The 23,942-nt window shown below is 44.0% G+C and carries 14 protein-coding genes; 1 reads left to right on the top strand and 13 read right to left on the bottom strand.

Annotated elements, in window-relative coordinates:
• Nucleotides 1–442: 442 nt before the first annotated feature.
• Nucleotides 443–1,315, top strand: coding sequence for an AraC family transcriptional regulator (locus ACFGVR_RS16190; RefSeq protein ID WP_448698358.1), 873 nt, complete (start codon nt 443–445; stop codon nt 1,313–1,315).
• Here the strand turns inward: ACFGVR_RS16190 and ACFGVR_RS16185 are convergent.
• From ACFGVR_RS16185 to ACFGVR_RS16125, 13 genes are all read right to left on the bottom strand, one after another.
• Nucleotides 1,312–2,235, bottom strand: a complete 924-nt coding sequence (locus ACFGVR_RS16185) for a dihydrodipicolinate synthase family protein (protein WP_448698357.1) — start codon at nt 2,233–2,235, stop codon at nt 1,312–1,314. The genes ACFGVR_RS16190 and ACFGVR_RS16185 overlap by 4 nt on opposite strands.
• A complete protein-coding gene (locus ACFGVR_RS16180) occupies nt 2,236–3,828 on the bottom strand; it encodes a sodium:solute symporter (RefSeq protein WP_448698356.1) in 1,593 nt (530 codons plus the stop codon).
• Between the two features lie 21 nt (nt 3,829–3,849).
• Nucleotides 3,850–4,881: a substrate-binding domain-containing protein gene (locus ACFGVR_RS16175; protein WP_448698355.1), complete on the bottom strand. Its 1,032-nt coding sequence runs from the start codon at nt 4,879–4,881 to the stop codon at nt 3,850–3,852.
• A 109-nt stretch (nt 4,882–4,990) separates the two neighbouring features.
• Nucleotides 4,991–7,384, bottom strand: coding sequence for a beta-galactosidase GalB (galB, locus tag ACFGVR_RS16170; RefSeq protein ID WP_448698354.1), 2,394 nt, complete (start codon nt 7,382–7,384; stop codon nt 4,991–4,993).
• Nucleotides 7,385–7,614: 230 nt separating this feature from the next.
• Entirely contained in the window at nt 7,615–8,760 is a 1,146-nt protein-coding gene (locus tag ACFGVR_RS16165; RefSeq protein WP_448698353.1) for a glycosylase, read from the bottom strand.
• Nucleotides 8,761–8,792: 32 nt separating this feature from the next.
• Nucleotides 8,793–12,386 (bottom strand): malectin domain-containing carbohydrate-binding protein, encoded by a 3,594-nt coding sequence (locus ACFGVR_RS16160; protein ID WP_448698352.1) that lies wholly within the window; start codon nt 12,384–12,386, stop codon nt 8,793–8,795.
• A gap of 12 nt (nt 12,387–12,398) precedes the next feature.
• The gene (locus ACFGVR_RS16155) at nt 12,399–15,215 is read right to left on the bottom strand and encodes a glycosyl hydrolase family 95 catalytic domain-containing protein (protein ID WP_448698351.1); all 2,817 of its coding nucleotides are present in this window, start codon (nt 15,213–15,215) and stop codon (nt 12,399–12,401) included.
• 3 nt (nt 15,216–15,218) lie between these two features.
• The gene (locus ACFGVR_RS16150; protein WP_448698350.1) at nt 15,219–17,966 is read right to left on the bottom strand and encodes an alpha-d-galacturonidase; all 2,748 of its coding nucleotides are present in this window, start codon (nt 17,964–17,966) and stop codon (nt 15,219–15,221) included.
• A 61-nt stretch (nt 17,967–18,027) separates the two neighbouring features.
• On the bottom strand, nt 18,028–19,608 hold the full coding sequence (locus ACFGVR_RS16145) for a sodium:solute symporter (RefSeq protein ID WP_448698349.1): 1,581 nt from the start codon (nt 19,606–19,608) through the stop codon (nt 18,028–18,030).
• 8 nt (nt 19,609–19,616) lie between these two features.
• Entirely contained in the window at nt 19,617–20,783 is a 1,167-nt protein-coding gene (locus tag ACFGVR_RS16140; protein WP_448698348.1) for a four-carbon acid sugar kinase family protein, read from the bottom strand.
• Nucleotides 20,783–21,835, bottom strand: a complete 1,053-nt coding sequence (gene pdxA / locus ACFGVR_RS16135) for a 4-hydroxythreonine-4-phosphate dehydrogenase PdxA (RefSeq protein WP_448698347.1) — start codon at nt 21,833–21,835, stop codon at nt 20,783–20,785. Before pdxA ends, ACFGVR_RS16140 begins: the two co-directional genes overlap by 1 nt.
• Nucleotide 21,836: 1 nt before the next feature.
• Nucleotides 21,837–22,766 carry a dihydrodipicolinate synthase family protein gene (locus ACFGVR_RS16130; RefSeq protein ID WP_448698346.1) on the bottom strand — a complete coding sequence of 310 codons (930 nt, stop codon included), beginning with the start codon at nt 22,764–22,766 and terminating at the stop codon, nt 21,837–21,839.
• A gap of 2 nt (nt 22,767–22,768) precedes the next feature.
• Nucleotides 22,769–23,920, bottom strand: a complete 1,152-nt coding sequence (locus tag ACFGVR_RS16125) for an iron-containing alcohol dehydrogenase (RefSeq protein ID WP_448698345.1) — start codon at nt 23,918–23,920, stop codon at nt 22,769–22,771.
• Nucleotides 23,921–23,942 lie beyond the last annotated feature (22 nt).

The following is a 23,942-nucleotide window of genomic DNA, read 5'->3' as shown; positions in this document are numbered from 1 at the left end:
AACTTTGCAATACATCCATTCAGTTTTTATGATATTCTAAACAATCATCCGAATAAATTATCATAATTTATTCGAACAAGTAGTGTAGAATAACTTTAATCTGTTTAGCACCTTTTAAAAAACCGGTACTAATATTTAAGCAAAAATGTATAGCTAAGAGCTTTGGTTTATATGTTAGTGATAGTGCATTTGTTTAAATTTTACTATCCAATACAAATATCAAATATCACACACTTACATTATTGCTAATTGTTATCAACTTATTGTAGAATCTTATCATAACGTAACAAAGTCGTTTCAAAAACCGGCCCGGATGCGGAATTATAGGATATTAGCATTTTTATTAGGTGATAATAAAGTATAAATTATTACTTTTATCAATTGAAACCTGGATCTCCAGATCCTAAAACCAATTGCCAGCAAAAACGTAATTATTGAGTAAATGAAACCTCATTTTTTAAAAGTAGATGTTAAGCCACAAAACTCGTTTAGTATACGCCACGATATATTACCCACTTTTAGGGGCATTTGGCATTACCACCCTGAGTTAGAGCTTCATTATATTATAAAAGGTGAAGGTGTGCGTTTTATCGGTGATAACATCAGCAACTTCTCTGCTGGAGAAATTACGTTATTGGGCGAAAACCTGCCCCATTGCTGGCGTTGTAAGGAAGAATATTTTTTACCGGAGTCAAATTTAAATGTCGAAGTAATTGTTATTCACTTTTTGCCCGATTGCCTGGGTAAATACCTGCTCACCTTACCCGAAGTTTACCTGTTGCCTAAATTGTTTGAAAAGGCCAAAAGTGGTTTAACTATCGAAGGCAAAGCAAAAGCCGAATTAGCTGTTTTAATGCGAAGAGCTATTGAAGCCACTAACCTCGACCGGGTTATCATCCTGCTTTCTATGCTTAAGATATTAGCCGAAACTGACGAGTTTAAACCCATTACCCTATCACACAACGAGTTCCATCAATCGAACGAGTCGGACACCATCAGGCTGAATAAGGTTTGCAGCTATACCCTGGCTAACTACAAAAAAGAGATAAGCCTTGAGGAGATATCTTCTATTGGTAATTTAAGCGTTACGTCGTTTTGCCGGTACTTTAAGCTGATGACCAAAAAAACGTATTCCGATTTTTTAACCGAAATACGTATAAGCCATGCCTGCCGCTTTTTAATTGAGGATAAATTACCTACCGAAGTGCTTTGCTTTGAGTGTGGTTTTAATAACGTATCAAACTTTTACCGCCACTTTAAAAAGGTTACCCGGATGACACCTTTAGAGTACAAACGGAAATACCTGCACAATTAAAGCTGCAGCCCTATCCGGTTTTGTAGTGATGAGTAATCCTGGTACAGGTGCTCGATCCCGCTCTTTACTGCCGATGAAAAATCGCCAACCTTGCGGCGGGTAAAAGTTGAAATGTTTAATCCCCGTTTATTCAGGCCATATTTGGCTATAATTGGATATACATTGTGCATCACGTCCATATTATCAATTAAAAACTGCTGCACACTGTCAACTTCGGCCTTCAAGGCGGCATTATCATAATTATCGCATAGCCACACAATCAATTCAGGAAAAAAATTACCCTGGATGCACGACAAACCCGCCGAGCCTGCCTTTAATGATTTAACCGCGTGTGCCATGTAAGCATCGTACAAACCAAATTGCGGGTTATAGGATGTTGCCTTGAGTTTTTCTCTGATCGTATCCAGATCAAGGCAGGTGTCTTTATGATAAACCACCCGGCCCGTTTTTACAAAATCAATCAATTGCGCTGGCGACAGTAATCTTTTATACGGAACAGGGCACTCGTAAAAGCCAAGGGGGATATTGTCGGTTTTATCAAAAAGTTTAAAAACACGTTCGTTAAAAATATCATCGCTCTCTTCTTCAGCGGCAAGCAAACCAGTAATCACGATCACTGCATCCGTACCCGTATCATTTACTTTTTTAACAAAGTCGGCCTGTTGATCAATAGTTCCGGCAAAAGTGCCGGTTGCCACTACGGGGATGGTGCCGTTAGCTACTTTGATAACATGTTTTATAACCAGTAATTTCTCGGCATCGGTTAATTCAAACATCTCGCTCGACAGGCAATTGGCAAACAAACCCTTTGCTCCCGCTTCTATATATACCTCGGTTAGCTGTGTCAATACATCATAATCAATCGCTCCGTTATCTTTAAACGGGGTAAGCATCACCGGTATAAATCCTTTTTGTTCCATTTATTGTATTTCTTTTACTGTTGTTGATGTCAATTTGGTTGTGGTGGTCTTGCGCAAACGGGTGAGTAAAATCCCGGCAAGAAAAATAGCCAGCGTACCCACTACAATGATCATGTTGGTGTGTAGCGTACTGCGTAAAAAACTGTATTGGGCCGGGATAATATTGGGGAAAGTCATCCATAAAATAACCAGTAGCCCAATTACCGATGCAATTAAAGCCTCCTGGTTTTTGGTTTGTTTGCTGATGATACCCAGCAGAAAAAGCCCAAGCATACCCGCGGCAAAAATTCCCGAAAGCTGCCACCAAATATCCAATATGCTCTTTACCCCGATCATGGCAATGCCGGTACCCATGCCCAGTATGCCAAAAACAACCGTGGCGATGTGCAGCATGTTAAGTGTTTGACGTTCGTTGATGCCGGGTTTAATATAGCGCTTATAAATATCCACGGTAAATACCGTTGCCGATGCATTCATGCCCGAGCTAATCGTGCTCATGGCCGCCGATAATATGGCCGAAACGATCAAACCAACCAAACCCGTAGGTATGCTGGTTACCATAAAATGCGGCATTACTTTATCACCGTAATCGGCCGGTTGCAGCTTAGTGGCCAAAGCATTGATTTGGTCGGCAGTGGCGTTAAGCGGGAGCCGTTCAACAGCTACCTGGTGCTTAATACCTTCCAATAATTCGGGGTGGATGTTATAGTAAGCAAACAAGCAAGATCCTATAATGAAAAATAGAAACGATGCCGGCACATAAATATATACGCACAGCCATACCGAACGTGATGCAGCCTTTGATGATTTAGCTGTATGATAACGCTGAATATAGTTTTGATCCATCCCAAAATTGTTGAGATTGATAAAAAAGCCGTAAAGCAACACCACCCAAAAGGTTGATTGTGTGAAATTGGCCGAAAAGCTACCCAAACTAAACTTGTTTGCTACCTTTCCGATACTAACTATCCTTTGGATACCACCATCCATATGCGACACGATCAGGTAGATGATCAGTAGCGCGCCAAGGGTTTTGATAATACCCTGCACCACCTCTGTCCATATTACTGCTTTAATGCCACCCATTACCGTATAGATAATAATGGATATGCCCATTACCACCATAATGGTTTGCATGGAGTAACCTGTAAGGGCCTGTAAGCTTAATGCAATGCCAAAAAATACCGACCCCATACGAGCCAGCTGGGTTAACAAAAAACAAACCACCGCGTAAGTACGTGCCCAGGCGCCAAAGCGTTTTTCTAAATGGGTATAGGCGGATATCTGGCCGGTTTTACGGTAAAATGGTACAAAGTATTTGGTGGCAACAAAAGCTGCTAAAGGCATTGATAAGCTGAACACAAAAGCGTTCCAATTACCGCCATATGCTTTGCCGGGTACGCCCAAAAAAGTATTGCTGCTTAAAAACGTGGCGTATATGGATAAGCCGATAGCCCAGCCGGGTATTAAACCTGACGCTTTGGAGTACGAATCGGAATTGTTGTTTTTTCGCGAAAAGTAAAACCCAACCAAAACCATTCCCACCAAATAGAGTACAATGATCGCCAGATCGAAAACAGGTAAAACTTTCATATGCTATTTATCATAGTTCATTTATAATGATGATCGCATATTTATCCGGTACTCCAGTTCAACCTGCTCCATTTGGCCTTTAAGTATCATATTCGCGGCCCGTTTGCCCATCTGCTCAAAATCAATAGAGATGGTGGTGATCCCATTAATAATATACTTTTTCAAAGGCGTTTCATTGCATGATATAATGCCTATATCCCTGCCTACTTTTAGGTTGGTTGCTTTTACATTTTCGATCAGTGTGATCAGATCATCGTCCGACAGGCAAATGTACACCTCCCCTTCTTTGATCTCTTCGGCAATTACATGAGTAACCACGCTCCGCTCAAAAGCATATTGCAGGCAAAACGCATTAAAATTTTTCACCACGTCGCCTGCGTTACAGCCGTTTTGCGGCAGCACCAGTTTGATGGTATTATACTTACTTAAAGGGTTGAGCAGCTTTTCGAGCGATGCGTAAATACCCTTTTTAAAGTCTTCGTAAACCGCGCCATAGTTCCCATGCACTCCGCTAATAGGCTTATCCAGTAATATCAGCCGGTCCTTTGGTAAGGTATTGATCAGTTCGTGAACGTTCTCGCCGCCTTCGGTAAAGTGTGGTAAGATAACATAATGCGTATACCCTTCGCGCCTGCCGTTAAGCAGCTTTTTAAACAAGGCAAAGTCATTATTGTATACATAAAAATCAATAGTAACCGGTTCTTTTAAAACCTGATTAAAGGCATCGTAAAACACTTTTTTATTATTACCCAACTCATTGATCAGCAAAAATATCTTGTTTTGCCGTACTACATTATTGGCAGTAATAAAATGGCCCTTACCGGGTATGGACGCCAGTATGCCCAGGCTGCGTAAGTACTTATAACCTTTATCCGCCGTATCCCTTGATATTTCAAGATGATAGGTCAACTCATGCAAAGATGGTAGAATCCTGTCCTGATTAATTTTACCTGTTACTACCGCCTCGTGGATACAATTGGCAAGCTGCATATATTTAGGTGTCGACGAAAATCCGTCAACATTAATATAATCAAATATGCTTTGTTGTTTCATATATCTGGTAAATGGTACTGTAGGTTTATAGGGTATAAAACTACTTGCAACCGGCAGTGCTTTTCTGTATCAGGTTCTCCAGATATTGTACGATATTGCCATCAATAACTTATTTGTTACAATCAATAAAAATTGTAATGGGCTGCAGCCCGGGCGAGGTTGCCGTTACCATAATTTTACCCGTGTAATTTTTAGCTTGTATAATGGCTAAACACAAACCGTTAAATGCTTTGCGCGATGATGAATTGAACGGCTCCAAACTGGTTTGCAAACCGTTATCAACCCCGGCTATAAAACCCGGCCCGCTCACCTCAAATTGTACCGCGTTATCTGCATCGGGCACTAAATTGCCTTGTGCATCGGTAATTTTTGTGGTGATGTAACTCAGGTCGCTCCCATCAGCTTTCAGTTTTTCCTTATCTGCTATCAGGTCAATTTTTGCAGCTTTGCCTGCGGTTTTAATTTCCTTAACCAAAACCACTTTACCGTTTAATTTAGATACCGCTTTTAATGTGCCGGGTTCGTATTTAACGCGCCACATCACATGCAGGTCGTCGCCTTGTTTCTTCTTCACCCCTAACGATTTCCCATTTAAAAACAGCTCCACCTCATCGGCACAATTGTAATATGCCCAAACATCAACCACTTTACCAGGCTGCCAATTCCAATGCGGAAAGATGTGCAGTACGGGTTTATTCGTCCACTCACTTTGGTACATGTAGTACGCATCTTTTGGGAAACCGGCCAAATCAACAATACCGTAATAAGAGCTGCGGGCTGGCCATAGATAGGGTACCGGTTCGCCTAAATAATCAAAACCTGTCCAAACGAACAGTCCCGAAAGGAAATCATATTTTTTGATCACTTTCCAGGTTTCTTCGTGAGTAGATCCCCAATAGGCCGAAACATGATCATAAGCCGAAACGGTCAGATCAGGGTTACCATCTTTCAAAGGATCCTTGCCATTATGCGGCCAGCGGCGTATGCTGTCGCTCGGCATATCATAATGCCCCCGTGTGGCAAGAGCCGACATGGTTTCGGCAGCAATAAATTTCTGACCGGGATAATTCTTCGGGAAATCGGGATATAATTCCTGGTGGTAATTAAAACCCAAAACATCCAAAGCACCCGATTGATAGATGTAGTTCTTTTTAGGATCGGTTTCCGTTAGTGCCGATGTTACCGGTCGGGTCGGGTCATAAGCTTTTACAATCGAAGCCAACTCTTTGGTAATGCGGATACCTGTAGTATCAAACTGTTCGCGAATTTCGTTACCTATGCTCCACATAAATACCGATGGATGGTTACGGTCGCGTTCTATCTGATCTATCAGATCTTGCCGGTGCCATTTATCCCAATCCACGTGATAATCTTGCTGGTTTTTTTTCTTCTTCCACATATCGAAAGCCTCATCCATTACCAAAAAACCCATTTTATCGCACAGGTCGAGCAGTTCGGGTGCCGGTGGGTTATGCGATGTGCGGATGGCGTTACACCCCATTTCCTTTAATATTTTAAGCTGCCGCTCAATAGCATGTGTGTTTACTACAGCACCCAAAGCACCGGCATCATGGTGCAGACAAACGCCCAGTATTTTTATGGACTTGCCGTTAAGAAAAAAGCCTTTATGCTCGTCGAAATTGAATGAGCGGATGCCGAAAGTAGTTTGGTAATTATCAAGTATGACTGATTTTGATTGCAGTGCCTCATAAACCGGCGATATCTCAACTAACAATTTATACAAATAAGGGCCTTCAACAGACCAAAGGCTGGGCTTAGAAATGATAATTTTTTGACGGATCACATCCGATGACTTATATTCTGTAGTTTGGGATGCTTGTTTTACGAGTTTACCCGATTGATCGAATATCTTAGTAGTGACCCGGAAATAATGTGCCTCCTCTTCCTCGTTAACATTAGCTGATACATCAATTTCGGCTTTTGCATTTGAAACAAACGGCGTTGTAACAATCACTCCCCAAGGTTTAAACTGTGTTTTATTCTTTTTCACCAGCCAAACATTACGATATATCCCCGATCCCGAATACCAGCGCGAGTTTGGCTGCGCCGAGTTATCAACCTTTACAGCGATGATATTAGGCTTGCTGCCGAAGTTAAGATAAGGCGTCAGATCATATCTGAACGAGATATATCCATTAGGCCTGTTGCCTAACAAATGCCCGTTGAGCCAAACCGTGCTGTTGCGGTAAACGCCATCAAAATCAATAAATATGTTTTTGCCTTTATCCGTTACCGGGATGGTAAACGTTTTGCGGTACCAGGCAATGCCTGCAGGTAAAGCAGCTTCGTTAATAGTTCCGGGTGCTTTTTCGTCAAACTTACCTTCTATGCTCCAATCATGCGGTAAATTGAGTTTACGCCATTGGCTATCGTTATAGGCTGCTTGCTTAGCCAGGCTATCGTCGCCTAAAAAAAACTTCCAGTTTTGGTTAAAGCTTTGGGATGGGAAATGTTGGGCAAAAACGGTAGAGGCACACAGCAATACAACACTACATGCTAACAGTATTTTACCGATCGGTCGCGTTAGGGATAGTAGCGGATACCGGCCCGTGGCTAAGGCCCGTGCAGTATGAGCGAATAGCCTGGCTCGTAGGGAAACGCCCAAATAAACTCGCTCATTTTTATAAAAACGTAAATAACACACCCCTCCACCCCTCTCAAGAGGGGAATCGCACTTGGCCAATGCCCTTTTTAAAATTTTCACCATATCAATCATTGCCCTACCGATCTTGCTTTTTGTGGTGGCGGTGCTACAAAATTAACTTCGCTTTTGCCCATATCCTTCGATGTTGCTACAGCGATACCACGCTGATCGGCTTTGTTTACAGCGCAATAAAAGTGATAAACCACGCCCTTATATTTAATAACATACGATTTATGCGCAAACTGACCATCAAATACTTCCGATGATTTGATCAGGTCATCGCCCGTCCAGTCCGTCCAGTTCACCAGGTCGTACGATGCGGCAAAGCGGTTAAACGCGCCGCCATGTTTTTGCCAGGTTGGCCCCGATGTTGACCAAAATGCACCGAAATAGAACATCACCCACACATTGCCGATCTTCTCGATATTCGGATCGCCGGTAATGCCTGCGCCGTGGTTCAACACCGGATCTTTACGATTGCGTATCCAATGTACCATATCGTTTGACACCGCCATACCAATGCGTTCTGCACCGCGCTTTTTGTTCACGCTGTCGCCATTGGCGTTATAATACATTAAGAATGGATAGCCGGTGGTTTTTGCCTTGTCCCAGATCACGGTTTGTTTGTACAAGGTGTGGTTATCCCACCAGCTCACATTGGTATCTGTAACCATTAACACGGGTTTGCCTAAACGTTGCCATTCGTGCGGTGTTGATGGGTCCTTATCGGTACTGGCTATACTGATCGACAACAAACCTTTTTCATATCCACGGTCATGCCCGCCAAAATAGCTCATCCAGTATTTACCGTTATATTTTTGCAGTTCGTAACTCCCGCCCCATTTCGAATCTTCAAGGCCCGGGTAACCAGCTTTTTGATTATTATCCCAATCAGTAGTATCCGAAAACGACAGGATACGTCCCTGCGTTGCCCAATGCAGCAGGTCGTCGCTTTTGGCTATCCAGGTTTCGTAGCCACGGCCGTTAAAAATAATATAGCTCATAAACCATTTACCGCCCTTGCGGAATACAGTAGGGCAATCAACCTTTTTTTGATTATCGGTTGGCACAACCACCATCCCATATTTGTAAGGCGTTTTTACTTCATTGTAAATTTCCTGCATTTTAGCTTCAGGTACTATTTTTTGAGCTTGTGCCGAAATCGTTACAATAATTAATAACGCTGCAAAAACTAATTGATATTTTGTTCTCATATATCTTAATTTACTCAAATTCATCTGCGCATCTACTGTACTTCCAATCCTGAAATGCTTAACCCGGTGGCATCTTTAGCTGTAATAAGCACTTTATAATTTCCTGCGTTAATGCTGGTACCTGTAGTTGTTTCAACCGTTTTCCATTTCCCATCGTTTACAACCGGAAACTCCATTAAACCGGCTTTCATCACCGTACCATCGGCAGCCAAAACTTTCACATCTGCGGTAAGCGTTTTACCGGTGGTGTTTAAATATTTAATGCGCAGGGTATAAATATCGGCTACACCAGGAGAAATATTCCAGGTTACACTCCCCTCGTTACCATTAAAACCGATCGCCTTTCTTCCGGTTGTTTCGACAATTGCTACACCTCCTGCCAGTGCGGCAGTTTCTGTTTTGTAGGATATTGTCGGTTTCAGGTCGGTAGCGCGCTCCATATTTGTTACCGGCAACACCGCAATAGTATACATCAGCACGCTATCGGCATTTTTGCCAAATATTACCGGCGCGTTTTTACTAAAGCGATGATGATACACTTTAAAATTATGTCCGCCATCCATATCGTTCTCTATCAACGTTTTGGTATCGTCGTAATCTTTCATCCAGGCAGGTAGTTGCTTCGCTTTTTCATCCAGGGCAACATATACCTCGGCATCAGCATCCAGATCGATACGTGCATACTCGAAAGTAACTGTCACGGCTTTGGGTGGCCTAATCCACTCGGCTCCATAAAGGTTTGGCGGCAGTTTGCTAAAAGTGGTTTTATCATCGGCAAATTGTTTAACACCGGTATCCATCCAGGTGCCTGGTTGCCATCGTTCTGGTACTGAAGGCGATGAATAGTGACTACTAAAATGTTTAATTAACTGTTGGCCAACCAGCACCCGTTTAATATTTTTATTAGTCGTTGCTATGGCTATAGCTGATATAACCGCTTGCCCGGATGCTACTCTTGGGAAATCAATGTCGATATGACCGTTATTCACATACACATGGAGCACTTTTTTGATAGCCGAAGCATAACCCGCCTCTCTAAACAGGTCAACATGGTTTAACATGGTTTTACCGTTAACAGCCACATCAAACACACGCCAGCCCGTCGCGTTAATATTACTCAAACCATACCAGGGTTCGGCAAAATAAAGTTCAACCTGGTAATCGCCATCGGGCACCGGAAAACCGTATCGCAGCTTATCGCGACCGTATCTGAAGGTTTGAAACAACGGCCAGTCTGAGGTGTTTTTTATCGGATCATTAATCCGCCGTTGACTGCCGAACATGGCCGGCATACCCGGAAAGTCGCTCGTCCACGATATGGAACCCCATCCCTTTTCGTTTTGGCCCGTCCATTGCACATCAGGCATCCAATAATTGCCCAAATGGTCAATATACTGCGGCCCGCCACAATTTACCCGGTAAATATATTTCAGGTTAGGGCTCGGCGCAATAACATCCCCACCAGATATAAACGCGTTAAAATTAGGCGCCTTGGGCAAATGGTTCAGTACTATCTTATCTTCCGCCACCCTTTTGCCTTTTACGTAACCTACGGCGTAAAGCACATTATATTTGATATCAACATCATCCCACTGAAAATGTGTGCCTTTACCCTGTTGATGGCGCTTACCTAATGATGCGCCGTTGATATCGTTAAACAGCTCCACCTCATCACAATTAGAGTATACACAAATACTGTCTTTTTTACCCGGTTTTAACCACCTATCCGGCCAGGTATGCGATACAATGTAAACCATCGGCTCCTTATCCTTTGGCGCATAATTGGCACGATACAGGTAAAAAGCATCGGTAGGTTCACCCCATGGTGTTAACAAACCTTTATAATTTATCGGACCGATTCTATCCAGTTCGCGGTAGCCTTCACCCGCCTGTACCCGGCCCGGGTTATCGTGCGAGCTTAATACCCACAAAAATTGCCCGGTGGTTTTATCTTTAACCGATTCTGCCAGCCGTATTTTGGTTTCCAGCAGCTGGCTTTCGCGATTTTCACTTAACGGCCCGTTTTGCACAAAACCGCCTTCGGTATGCAGGTCTATACTGCGCCATGCTCCGTACTCACCTATTAAAACTTGTTTTTGGATGTCGGCAGCATAGGTTTGCGGATCGCCACCATAAGTACCTGTCCAATTTTGCGGCACGTTCCAGTCGGTACCTTCCCCCCCGTTACAAGTTGTTATTTTGCGTTGCGACGATGCCGTTGGATCGAGTTGACGAATAATTTCCGAACACTCTTTAGCAAAACCGGCGGGCAGTTTACTTTCGTTTTGCAGCCCCCATAAAATGTTTGCCGGATCGTTACGGCGCTCTTTTACCCAATCAACCAGCAGCGTTTTAAAATTATCGCGAAAAGCGGGCGTATCATACCAGATATGCGCCGTGAACTGCGGCCACCATAATATACCCAGTTGATCCCAATATTTTTGATATAGTAAATTATGCGGCTGGTGCGCATCGCGAAAAGCATTAAAACCGGCTGCCCTAACCTGCATTACCCGTGTACGTACCTGCTCATTGGTGAAGGCATGGCTTTGGCCCATATTGTGCTCATATTCGCCAATGCCGTTAATAAAAACCGGCTTCCCGTTCAGTAAAAACTGTTTATTATTGCCTACTCTGCCTACCGGCCAGCTTATCCAGCGTATCCCGTAAGGCGTAGTGTCTCTATCTATTACCTTTCCATTCTCGTCAATTACTTCGGTTACCAAACGATACAGATACGGACTTTCCGGCGACCATAAATGCACATTTTTAAACCCTATACCATAGCGCGTTGTGGTACTTTCACTCTGGTTAAGCGTTCGTTCAGTATGTGCCCCCGCAACAACCTTACCTTGCTGATCAATCAGTTTACTGCTGATGATAATAGTTGCAGAGCTGCTTTTATAATTTTTAACCTCGGTTTCGATATTCACGGTTGTATTCCGTTTGCTAACTGTCGTATCATTCCAGATATGCACGCCAAAAGGCTGTACCCTTACGGGATTGGTCACAATCAGATGCACCGGCCTGAAAATCCCCATCGGCTGTGAGCCTTCCGAAAAACCTACCTCATCCGACGAACCTCCGCACACCCAAGGCAGGTCCTGAATTTTATCGGGATGATCTGCACGAACTGCTAAAACGTTTTGTGCTTTAATCACATCGGTAACATCCAAAGTAAAAGTGGTACGCCCGCCGGCATGGTAGCCCACTTTTTTCCCATTCAGCCAAACCGTAGCATACGAGCCCACACCTTCAAAATATAAAAAGTAGCGTTTATTGGGTAGTATTTTAGCAGTAAAATTTTTACGGTACCAGGCATAACCATGCCTGTCACCATGCTTTAAACGGCGGTATCCTTCGTACTCGTCCCAGTTATGTGGCACATCAACGGTTTTCCAATTGGCTGTTCTAAACCCCGGATCCTCAAAGCCATCATGAGCGTTGATATTGCCATCGTCTTCAGTGGTGACCCAGTTTTTATTGAGCAGAATATCCTGCCTTACAGGGGGCGAAAAGGGTGTATTTTGAGCGTATAAATCAGTTATTGCCAAAACACTAAACAGTAATGCAATGCATGCAATTTGTCTAACGTTTGGTATATAAAACTGTCGTTTTTTACTCATTTTACACACAGTTTATACACCTTTTAAACTCCCGTTAAACACGTAAGTTTTACCTTTCACGGTTTTGAACTTTGTGCTCAGGCCGGCATATTTCAATTCGCAGTCGCTACCTGCTTTTGATGTGATTTCCAACCGTTGCAGCTTGCCGTTTTGCCATTTTATATTCATTACAAAACCACCACGGGCGCAAAGGCCTTTAACTTCTCCATCGGGCAAAGCACCGGGTAAAGTAGGTAATAGTTCAATATACCCCTGCTGACTTTGCACCAGCATTTCGGCAATACCTGCGGCACCGCCAAAATTACCGTCTATCTGGAACGGTGGGTGTGCGTCAAATAAATTATGGTAAACACCGCTGCGATCTTTACCGTTATCATTTTCGGCAACGCTTAACAACTTGTTAACCAAAAGCATGGCATGATCGGCATGCTTAAAACGTGCCATCAGGTTTATTTTCCAGGCTAAACTCCAGCCGGTGGCATCATCACCACGATATTTAAATGATTGTTCGGCCGCATGCATCATAGCCGGCGAAGCATCCCAGGTAATATCCGTTCCCGGATAAACGCCCCACAAATGCGAAACATGGCGATGCGTATCTGACGTATCGTCCTTATCCTCCATCCATTCCTGTAATTGCCCGTATTTACCGATCATATTCGGAGCTACCTGCTTATATTTTTCTTCGAGCTTTTTACGGAAGTCCGCATCAATACCCAATGTTTTGCTTGCCGCGATACAGTTTTTAAACAGGTCGCGGATGATCTGCCTGTCCATCGTAGGTCCGGCAACCAAACCACCGTGCTCGGGCGAGTTTGATGGCGTACTGATGAGATATCCCGTCTTCGGATCTTTAACCAGTGTACTCACAAAAAACTCGGCTGCGCCTTTCATCTCAGGATAGGCGGTTTGTAAAAACGTTTTATCTTTTGTAAATAAATAATGCTCGTACAAATTGTGGCAAAGCCACGCCCCGCCCGGTTGCCATATACCATGATTAGAGGCATTGATAGGCGCGGTACCCAGCCAGATATCGGTATTGTGGTGCAGCACCCAACCCGGTGCATCATAATATACTTTAGCAGTTGCCTTACCGGCGACGGATAGTTCGCTGATCATTTTGTACAGCGGTTTGCCGCAATCAGCAAGATTCAGTTCATCAACCGGCCAGTAATTCATTTGCAGGTTAATATTGGTGGTATATTTACTACCCCAGGGTGGCGTAAGCTGGTCGTTCCAAATACCCTGTAAATTAGCCGGCAGCGGACTATTCGGCCGCGAACACGAGATCATCAGGTACCGCGCATATTGCATGTACAACGACAACAATCCCGGATCAAACGTGGTCGAAAACTGTTTGATGCGCTCATCGGTAGGTAAGCTTACAGCACCATCACCACCAAAATTAACCGAGAACGTGTTGAAATATTTTTGATAGTCGGCTATGTGTGCGGCTTTGATGGTTGCATAAGTTTTGCTTCTAACATTTGCCAGTTGCTGTGTACATATAGCTTTAGGATCACCCGTAACATTCTGATAGTTTTTAAAGGAAGTAGCTGCGATCAAATAAAAAGTCACCTCATCAGCATTATTAACGCTCACACCTTTGTCGCTTACGCTGATCTTTCCATTAACCGCCTTGGCAAACAAATAACTGGCAGCATGTAACACGCCATTATTTACTGTCAAGGTCATAGCGATGGTATGATCATCAATTTTGGCAATATGGTTTTTCTTTTGAAAAGTTTGCAATAAAGCATCTAAATTGACCTGACCTGCCTTATTAGCTTTAATATGGATCACGATAGCCTGATCCGGCTCACTCGCAAAGTATTCGCGTATAAAATGGACACCATTGCTGGTATAACTTGTGGTCGAAACAGCATTTTTAATATCCAGTTCGCGATGATAGTCTGTAACTGCCTCGGTTTTTTTAAAGTTGAGGTATAAATCGCCGAAAGGCTGATAATCGGCTTCATAAGCCGGGGCAGCGGGTGGATCAGCATCCTGAATTTTATACTTCCAATTGGGACTTAATACTATTCCGTTTTTCGGATCTTCGCCTTCCGGATAAACCACATAAGGTTTCTGATCTGCTTTAGGGCCTACCAATCCGCCTTTATCGTAAGGATTAATCACCTGAATAGCAACTTCATTCTTACCTTCTTTTAACAAGCTTGCCGCGATGGTATATATACGGCCAAAATTCATCGAATCCATCGAGCCAACTTCTACACCGTTGATATAGGTGATATCCATATCGCGGATCTTACCAAGGTTGATCACCAGGTTTTTACCTTTCCAACCCTTAGGTAACTCAAAACTATTTCTAAACCAAACCGCCCCATCAACTCCCGGCAAACCTGCAACTTCCCAGCCATTTGGTGTGGGGACTTTAATCTCGGGCCATTTACTTTCATCCTGTGTCGCCAAAGCAATGTCGGCTTTTACTTTTTTCAGCCACCCGGCAAACTGGCTTGGGTAAGTAGCTTCGTTACTTTTCATTCCCATAAAATGTTCACCGGCAAGCTTCTCTGCCTCGGCCTGCTTACCCTCAAAAAGCAGTTCTCTTATTTTAGGCAAATAGCTTGCAGCACCTACACGCTGATAAGTTCGCGGCCCTCCGCTCCATAAGGTTTGTTCGTTAAACTGGATATGATCGCTGTTTACGCCACCATAGATCATTGCGCCAAGCCTGCCGTTACCTATAGGCAAGGCATCCGTCCATTTTTCGGCGGGTTTGTTATACCAAAGTTTCAGGTTATCGCTTTGCGCGGAAGCTGAACCGGCAAATAATATCGATATTACGATCAGACTAAGCTTCTTCATCTATTATTCAAATAAAGCATCTAAAAAACGATTTGCGCCACCCTTGTTCATGGCCGCATCATAAACCGGGAGTGTTAAATTACCATCCACAAATCCCATTATCAAACAACGACCTTTTGCCAAGGTTAAAGTATGTGTACCTGCGGCAAAGCTATATGCATGAATATTTACAGGCGGCATATCTTTAAAAACAATAGCATTGGCTACCTTGATCTCAGCCTGACCATAATCATTCGCACTGGCATCATTCTCTAAAGTCGGTTCGGGCGAATAGCTTTTTCCCTTTTCTTTAAAAAATCCAACTAACAGCTTAACCGGTTTATCTGTGCTAAATTTCAATGTAGTGCCTTCGGCAATTTGTTGTTTTTGCGATAAACGCAGGCCATTCATATTTTTCAATATACCATCGTAAACATTGGCTACCAAGTCGGTATCTGTGTAAACCGATGTTTTTGCAGCAAGTGTATAAGTACCTTCAACTTTTGATAACCAATTAACATTTACCGGCATAAGCGATGCTGCACTTACCTTTTCAGGTTCACCCGCATGTCGTTTCAGCGAGTCTACATTCTTTTTAAAATGCGCCAGTTCATTCTCGTATTTAGGCAGCAGTTCGGCCCAGGTTTTGTTTTTACCGTCGTTACCGCCAATAGGTATTTTACGCTGGCTGGTTTGCATACTATTGGCGTACAGGTAAGTGTTTTTGGTATGTTCCGTTAATTGCTTAAAATGCTCCACACTTTGTTTGAGTAGCGGCACGGCTTTTTCCAGGTCATTTACATCTTTCGAGTTTTTATAGCGCAATACCAGTAGTGCAGCCTGTGCCTTTAACGCATAAAAATTAGCCAGGTCGTTGTAGCAATACATATCGTTCTTTAACCTGGTAAACTCGGCCTTATCTTTTTTGATAAATGGTTCAGCGGCTTCTATCGCTTTGATCGCATCCTTGCCTTCTTGTACCACATCGCTGGCAACGCGCACCGGCGTTTCGCCGGTATGTGGTTCATGTTTCCATTCTTTGTCGGCATATTCGCTCAGCATCTCTCCTACCGGCCCTTCAGAGTTGTAAAGCAAAGTAAATAAGCCATACCTTTCGGGATTGACCAGCTGGCTCATAAACATGCCCAGCGTTAATGTCTGACGATTACCATCGGTAATACCATAGCGGCGCAGCAGCTTAGGCGCAATCTCGCCCGATTGCTTATACGCTTCCATAATATCTGCGCCTGCCTTTTCACCGCAATCATATTTATCGCTTACCTGTTTTGCCCAGTATTGCCCTTCGGCAATGGTATCGCGGTGGCAGTTCCATGCGTAGCGCGACCATTCCTTGTACCATATCCAATCCCTGTCCATTTGTAGTAAACGCGTCCCATTGGCTTTGTCGGCACTGTAGGGCCAATCCCAGTACGATGCCTGCGGGTACAAATGCAAACCATTGGCTTCGTATGTATTGTGCATAGCCAGCACGCTTTTCTGTATAAAATCAGCCGAACCATAGCGGAAAGGTTCCAGGTTGGCTAAAATATGTACGTTCTCTATCTGCACACTACCCAAATGACTCAGCGTTCGATGCAATTCGGCCCATGGACCATGCGGAGTGTAAGTTGTAAGCGCTTCGCCCGTATATTTAGCTTCAGTGTACAGGTTTTTGTAAAGCGGCAGGGCTGCTTTCATATCGGCCGGAGCATCAGTATCGTGAGCGCGCAACACTATCGGCGGCTCCTCGGTTGTGCCTAATGCCTTTAAACCATCCTTAACCCCGGGGATGATTGTTTTTGTGAACCAGTCGATATCATCCTGACCAACACCTTCCATTGCCTCGCCCAGGCAAACCATTAAGCCTACGTTAGGATATTTTTCCACAAATGCAGCTATCGATTTACGGGTATAATCGGCGATAATTGGTACGATCGGCCGGTTACGATCCTGCGTTTTCATGTGGTTATGCTCGGCAAAGGGTTTTGATACGATGATATTATAAAACATCTGTATCACCCAGATCCCGCGTTTATCTGCTTCGGTGGTCAAAAACCGAAACATTTCTTCGTTCTTTTTAAAAGTTTCATCGCTTACCTCAACTGCATAAGGATAATCTTTCAATCGCACCAGCGAAGCAAACGGGTGGCCGCTCCACAGGTAAAGCGAGTTCATGCGGTTCTCCACCATCTGGTCGAGGTATTTTATCCAAAGCTGCTTATCATAAAACCATGGAAAGGTTTCGGGAGTGTACGGATATTCATAAACGGTTCTGCCCGGTAGATAGGTTGATTTTTGCATACCGATGCAGGCACCGCGCAACACCATTTCGGGATGATCAAATTTCGATATATTTTGCGGCTGTTTACCGGTAGCCTTGATCTCATCAGCCAATTCTATGCAACCATACAATGCACCGGAATTATCCAACCCGGCTATAACAATGTTGTTTTGCTTTGATGAAGTGATATTGAAGGCTTCCTTAGTGGCAGGCAGTTTTTTCATGGGCAGACGCCAGGCAGCAGTGGATTTTACTACCACTTCATCGCTGGTTAACCCAACCACAATTGCCCAGCCGGCTGGAACCGTATTTTGATGCAGGATGATAGCATCATACCCCGCTTTGCCATACGCTTCGCGCAGCCGCTCAGCACCGAACAATATCCTTGGGTGGCATTTTACGGGTACTACAATGTGTACGGCTTTGCTTGTGCTTGCATCAGCAAGTGTAGTTATCAGTAAAAACAGGAATAATATTTTAAAATATTTCATCTTTTAAAATTAAAATCACACCTCATTGCGAGGCACGAAGCAATGACGGGATGGAGAATCTTTATGTTTTTGACTCAGGGCTTATGACACTTGACTTCCTTCTCTTCTCCAGCCATCCGCTAAAAAGTAAATTCTTCGGCACGTTTGGTTTTGGGAAAAAGTAACTCGTCACATAACCTATCACGATCACGATGATATGGCTGTACACACCCAGCATATATTTGTGCTGCTTAAAGCCGTACTTACCCATATCGAGCAGCACATGTTTATCCTTACCCAAACCTATTTTAGTTGACGACAAGAAGGCGTAGGCTGTAAACAATACGCAAGCTATCACACCAATAACCAGCCCCTGCTTATTGGCCCGCGAACTAAATAATCCCAGCAAAAATATACCGGCAATACCACCCGAAAATATCGCGTAAAGCGTAAATACGATTCCCAAAACGCCTTCATCACCGGCTGATAGATATAGCGTAGCTATCAATATCGACCCGATACCACCAAAAACCACAATCCAGCGACCGGCTTTTAGGTTTTGCAGATCAGTACTTTTTGGTCTGAGTTTTTTATAAAAATCTTCAACACCAACGGCCCCCAGGCAATTCAGATCAGATCCTAAACTGGATATAGCTGCCGAAATAAGCGCAGCAAGTATTAAACCGACAACACCTGGCGGCAGGTTGGTCATGATAAAATACGGAAAAACGGCATCAGGACGTGTACCGGCAGGCAATGGGTTTTGTTTGTAAAAAACAAAAAGCGCCGTACCTATAAACATAAACAGTATCCACAACGGTACAGTTAGCCCAACACCCAATAAAGTTGCCTTAATGGCCGATTTATCGCTTTTGGCAGTTAAATAACGCTGCACCATGGTTTGATCGGTACCGTATTTTTGGATGGCGTAAAACACACCATTGATCACCATTACAATAAAGGTGAGCTTTTTAAAGTTGAAATTGTAAGGGCCAAAACCCGTTTTACCATTAGTTTCGGCAATATGCCAAACTTCGGCCGGGCCTCCTTTTAGTGCGAACAATAAAATAACAAATGAAACAATACCGCCTGTGATCAACAAAAAACCCTGTATCACATCGGCCCAGATCACGGCTTCAATACCCCCTATCAACGTAATAGCAATTACTACGAAACCTATTACCCAGATGATGAGAAAGGTATTGGCGCCCGTCATGTTTGATAGTGCCAAAGCCAGCAGGAAGAACACCGTACCCATTTTGGAGAAATGCGTAAGCACGAAAGCCACGGAGCTATACATACGTGCAAACAGGCCGAAACGCTTTTCAAAATACTCATAGGTACTTAACCCGATAACGTCACGGTAAAGCGGAACGATAAACCACACCATAAACAGCAGCACTACGGGCACCATTAACCCCTGTACCAGCAGTATCCAGTTTGATGAATAGCCTTCGCCGGGATAGGCCAGAAAGGTTACACTGCTCACTAATGTTGCCATTAGCGACATGCCTATGGCCCATGACGGCACTGCGCCTTTAGAAATAAAATAGTCCTGTGTTGAATTTTGCTTCCTGCCAAAACGCAAACCTATGCCCAATGAGGTTGCAAGCGATGCCGCAATAATGAGGTAATCGACCAGGTGTAAAGTTTGCTTCTGCATTATAATTTTTAATATAAACTATACGGTTGCACAGCTTGCGGCCAGGCATAACTGCCCGGTTTAAGTGTGATATATAGCTGTGGTTTATTTTCGGTTTGCATCCGGATAACGCCGGTTGCCAGTTCTTCCACCGGGAAGAACCTGTACAAACATAATTGTTTTAAAATTGCCGATGCTGTCGATCCGCCCTCAATTAATAATTCTTTAATATCCACACGGTCAAAAACCATTTTAACAACAATGGCTATTTTATATCGCAGGTCTTTGGCGTCGGCTTTTGAACCGTCTACCATATCTTCGCTTACCGCGATAATAGCTTGGCCTGATTCTTTGAGATAGGCAATGATCTCGTTACACCACTGTTCGTAATCCGCTTCATCCGGCGAAGGTGTGTTGAGTACAGTTGCCGGCATATAGCTTACAGGCATCTCATCAGCTTTTAGCTTACTAATGGCATCGCGGCTTTTACCAAATGATGTACCCGAAACGATGAGCATCGGGTTTTCAAAAGCTCTTGGTTTTACTGAATTTGCTTGTGCGTCCGGGATGATCAGGCTATCCAACAATGCGGTAAAAAAACCCGACGCACCGGCCAGCAGCATATTTTTATTGATCTGGCTTGTCCAGCCTTTTAAATCATCAATACTGGCTGCATCGCCAACAATTAACCCTTCGTGTTTTAGCGTTTCGTTGTGCTTTTGCGAATAAACTTGGATACCTTTATCGTTCAGCCTTTCAACTACCGATGATGTTTTAACCGGAAATTCCGGATCGTTGGCAAAGTTGCTTTGGTGCAAAGGCGTGCCGTTTAAAAAATATTGCCCATCGGTAATGGTTCGGCTCAGGGCCGGATTTGCCGGAACTACCAAAGCGCGTGTATGGTTCAGCTTTTTAATGATCACCAGCAGTTCTTCGGCAACGTAGCCGCGTAACACCGAGTCGACCTTTTTGAATATCCAGGTAGGGTTCAGTTTAGCCAGTTCGCGTACCACCTCTTCTGTTTCGCGCTCGGCTTCATCTTTGGTCATCGAGCGGGTATCGGTAGCGATAACAAACAGATCGGCCTTTGATTGCAGATTGACACGGGTATTAATTTCTACCTGTAGTTTATATCTTAGTCCTATACCGCCTAATTCGGCAGCACCGGTAAAATCATCTGCAATAACTACGATCATTATAATTGCAACATTTTTGCAGCCTTGCGGTGTTTATTTAACTGCACTGCCGATTGGATGGCTAACACCATTGCATCCGCACTGGCAACACCTTTACCGGCAATTTCGAAAGCCGTACCATGATCAACCGATGTACGGATGATGGGCAGGCCCATTGTAATATTAACGCCTTTTACGCTGTCCATTTGTTTCTTTTCGGCGTTCCATTTAAAACCCGAAAGCTTAAAAGGGATATGCCCCTGATCGTGATACATGGCTACCACACCACCATAATACCCGGTTGCGGCCTTAGCAAACATCGTGTCGGCCGGTACCGGTCCTTCCACGTCAAACCCACGGCCTAAAGCTTCTTCAACCGCAGGCAATATTTCCATATCATCTTCGGTACCAAACAAGCCCGAGTCGCCGGCATGGGGATTTAGTCCTGCAATGCCTATTTTCAGGTTAGTTTCGCCTAATTGGATAAGACCGTTATACAACAGTTCAGTCACTTCTAAAATGCGCTCTTTTTTTACTAAATCGCAGGCCTGCCGAAGCGATACATGGGTTGACACATGGATCACTTTCATATGATCTTCAACCAGCAGCATGGCGTATTTGCTTGTGCCGGTAAACTGCGCATATATTTCGGTATGCCCGGCAAAATGGTGCCCCGCTTCGTTTATCGATTTTTTGTTGATCGGCCCGGTAACCGTAGCATCTATCTCACCTGCCATCGCCAGTTCGATTACCTTTTTTACGGATTGAAATGAAGCTTCGCCACACATGGCCGAGATCTTACCAAATTCGAGCTGATCGATGTCAACGTTTTTCAGATCGAAGATATCGGCCTTACCAAACTCAAATTTGGCATCATTAACATCAGTGATCGCGCTAAGCGTTATATTTATGTTTAGTTTCTTTGCGATGTGAGCAAACACACCTGCATCGCCAACCAAAAGCGGGCGACAGATATCATATATTTCTTTATCCAGCAATGCCTTTAACGCGATCTCGGGACCTATACTTGCCGGATCGCCCATGGTAATGCCTACTATTGGTTTTACTTCCATTTTAAACGTTTTTAATTACTAATCCCTCTTGCTCAATCAAACTGTGTAATCCCTGTCTTAGCAGGTCTTCATCCTGCATGGTTTGTGGCTGTAATGGCGGCATTACGTGGGTATCGCACAAATTCTTCTCGTTCATCAATACTTTAAGAGCCCAAAGCGATTCGCCCAGCGAGCGGCTTTTTTGATAAAGCGCGCCAAATATATCCGATTTGTGCTGCAACGCATGTACCAGCTCTACATCTCCTTTGTGCGCCGCATTAAGCATATCGGTATAAATACCGGGTAACAGGTTGCCTGTGCTTGGTACAATACCATCCGCGCCATTTAACAAGGCAACGGCCGAGCGCGCGGCCCATCCTAAAAAGTAACTAAAATCGGGTCGTGCGGCCCACAGGTGCAATGCTTCTTTTAAACGGTCGTCACTACGTTCAGAATCTTTGGTGGCCACAATATTTTTATGATGGCTCAATTCGTCTATCACCTTTAACGGGATGGACATGTGCGTGGTAGCCGGGATATTGTAAATAATGAGCGGCCCCCTGCATTGATCGGCCAGCTGCTCAAAATACGTTTTCATGTCTTTTTCTGACAGGGCATAATATGATGGTAAGCTGGCCACAATTGCGTCCGTACCGTTATCAAAAGCCATTTTTGCCAGTTCAACCGATTCTTCAAAGCAATTGGATGCAATACCAGTATACAACATATCGCCCGGACGTTTTAATTTACCCGAAAGTTTAATGTATTCGGCTTTAAGCGACATGGACAATGATGCCGACTCGCCGGTGGTACCCAATATAAACGGATAAACACCGTGCTTGTGGAAGTTGGTAAACATGCTTTCAACACCCTGTTCATCCAGCTTAAACTTTGCAGTAAGCGGAACAACAGCTGGTATAATTACACCCTGGTATTTCTTTTTTATCTTCATGGTCAGTAGGCGTCAGTATATATATCAACCGCATCCTGGTAAGTTATCGGTCGTGGGTTATTCTTTAATAAACGTGTTATCTTCATCGCATCGGTAGCCATTTGCGGTATCGCATCGGCAGGGATGTTCACATCCTTTAACCTTGCGGGGATGCCGCATTCGGCAATCAGTTGTTTTATTTTTTCTATTCCTTTTTGTGCTGTTTCGTTATCGTTGCTGCCTCTATCACAACCCAAAGCCATAGCCACTTCGGCATATTTGCACGTTGCGGCAGGGATATTAAATTTCATAACATAGGGCAGCAGCAGCGCGTTTGATAGGCCGTGTGGCAAGTGGAACGAACTGCCTAACGGGTATGACAGCGCATGCACACCAGCCGTATTTACCGGGCCAAGGCAAAAACCGCCAAGCAAACTGCCCATGGCAACCTGTGTGCGGGCTTCTTCATTGGCGCCGTTATTTACCGCTTGTGTAATATTAGCAGCTATCAACCGCATACCTTCAAAGGCATACATATCAATAAATGGCTGTGCAAATTTGTTGGTATATGCTTCCAGGCAATGCGTTAAGGCATCAAGGCCCGTCGCAGCGGTAATTGAGGCCGGTACGCTCAGGGTGAGCAACGGGTCAACATATACCATATCGGGCACCAGGTACGGACTGATAATACCCTTCTTCTGATTTTCGTGATCAACCAATATCGCGTTTGGCGATACTTCGCTACCCGTGCCCGATGTTGCAGGCACACAGATCAGTTTTTTTGTACGGCCTTTTAATAAACCGATGCCAACAATATCTGCCAGGCTTTGTGTATTGTTTAGCTGTGCCGCCACCAATTTGGCAATATCCAGCACACTGCCACCGCCTATACCTAAAACTGTGTCCGGGTTAATTTGCGCAGCTTCAACCATCAGATTTTCAAAATCGGCAAAAGTCGGTTCTTGTATAATAGCTGTATTTACAGCAACTTCAACGTTTGCTGTTCTCAATTTCTGAATAAGTGGTTCAATTTGGCCTAACAGCGGGGTTATAGTAATAATATACACCCTCAAGCTTTTTAATGCCAGCAATTCATCGGGTAAAGCGGACAGGCACCCTTTACCAAACACCAATTTTCCCGGAAACTGAATGGTTAAATTTGGTACGCTATCCATTGTATTGTAATCGTATGCTCAT

The organism is Mucilaginibacter aureus (assembly GCF_053514885.1).
The sequence above is the reverse complement of the archived record's forward strand: the minus strand, read 5'-3'. Positions and strand labels throughout refer to the sequence as shown.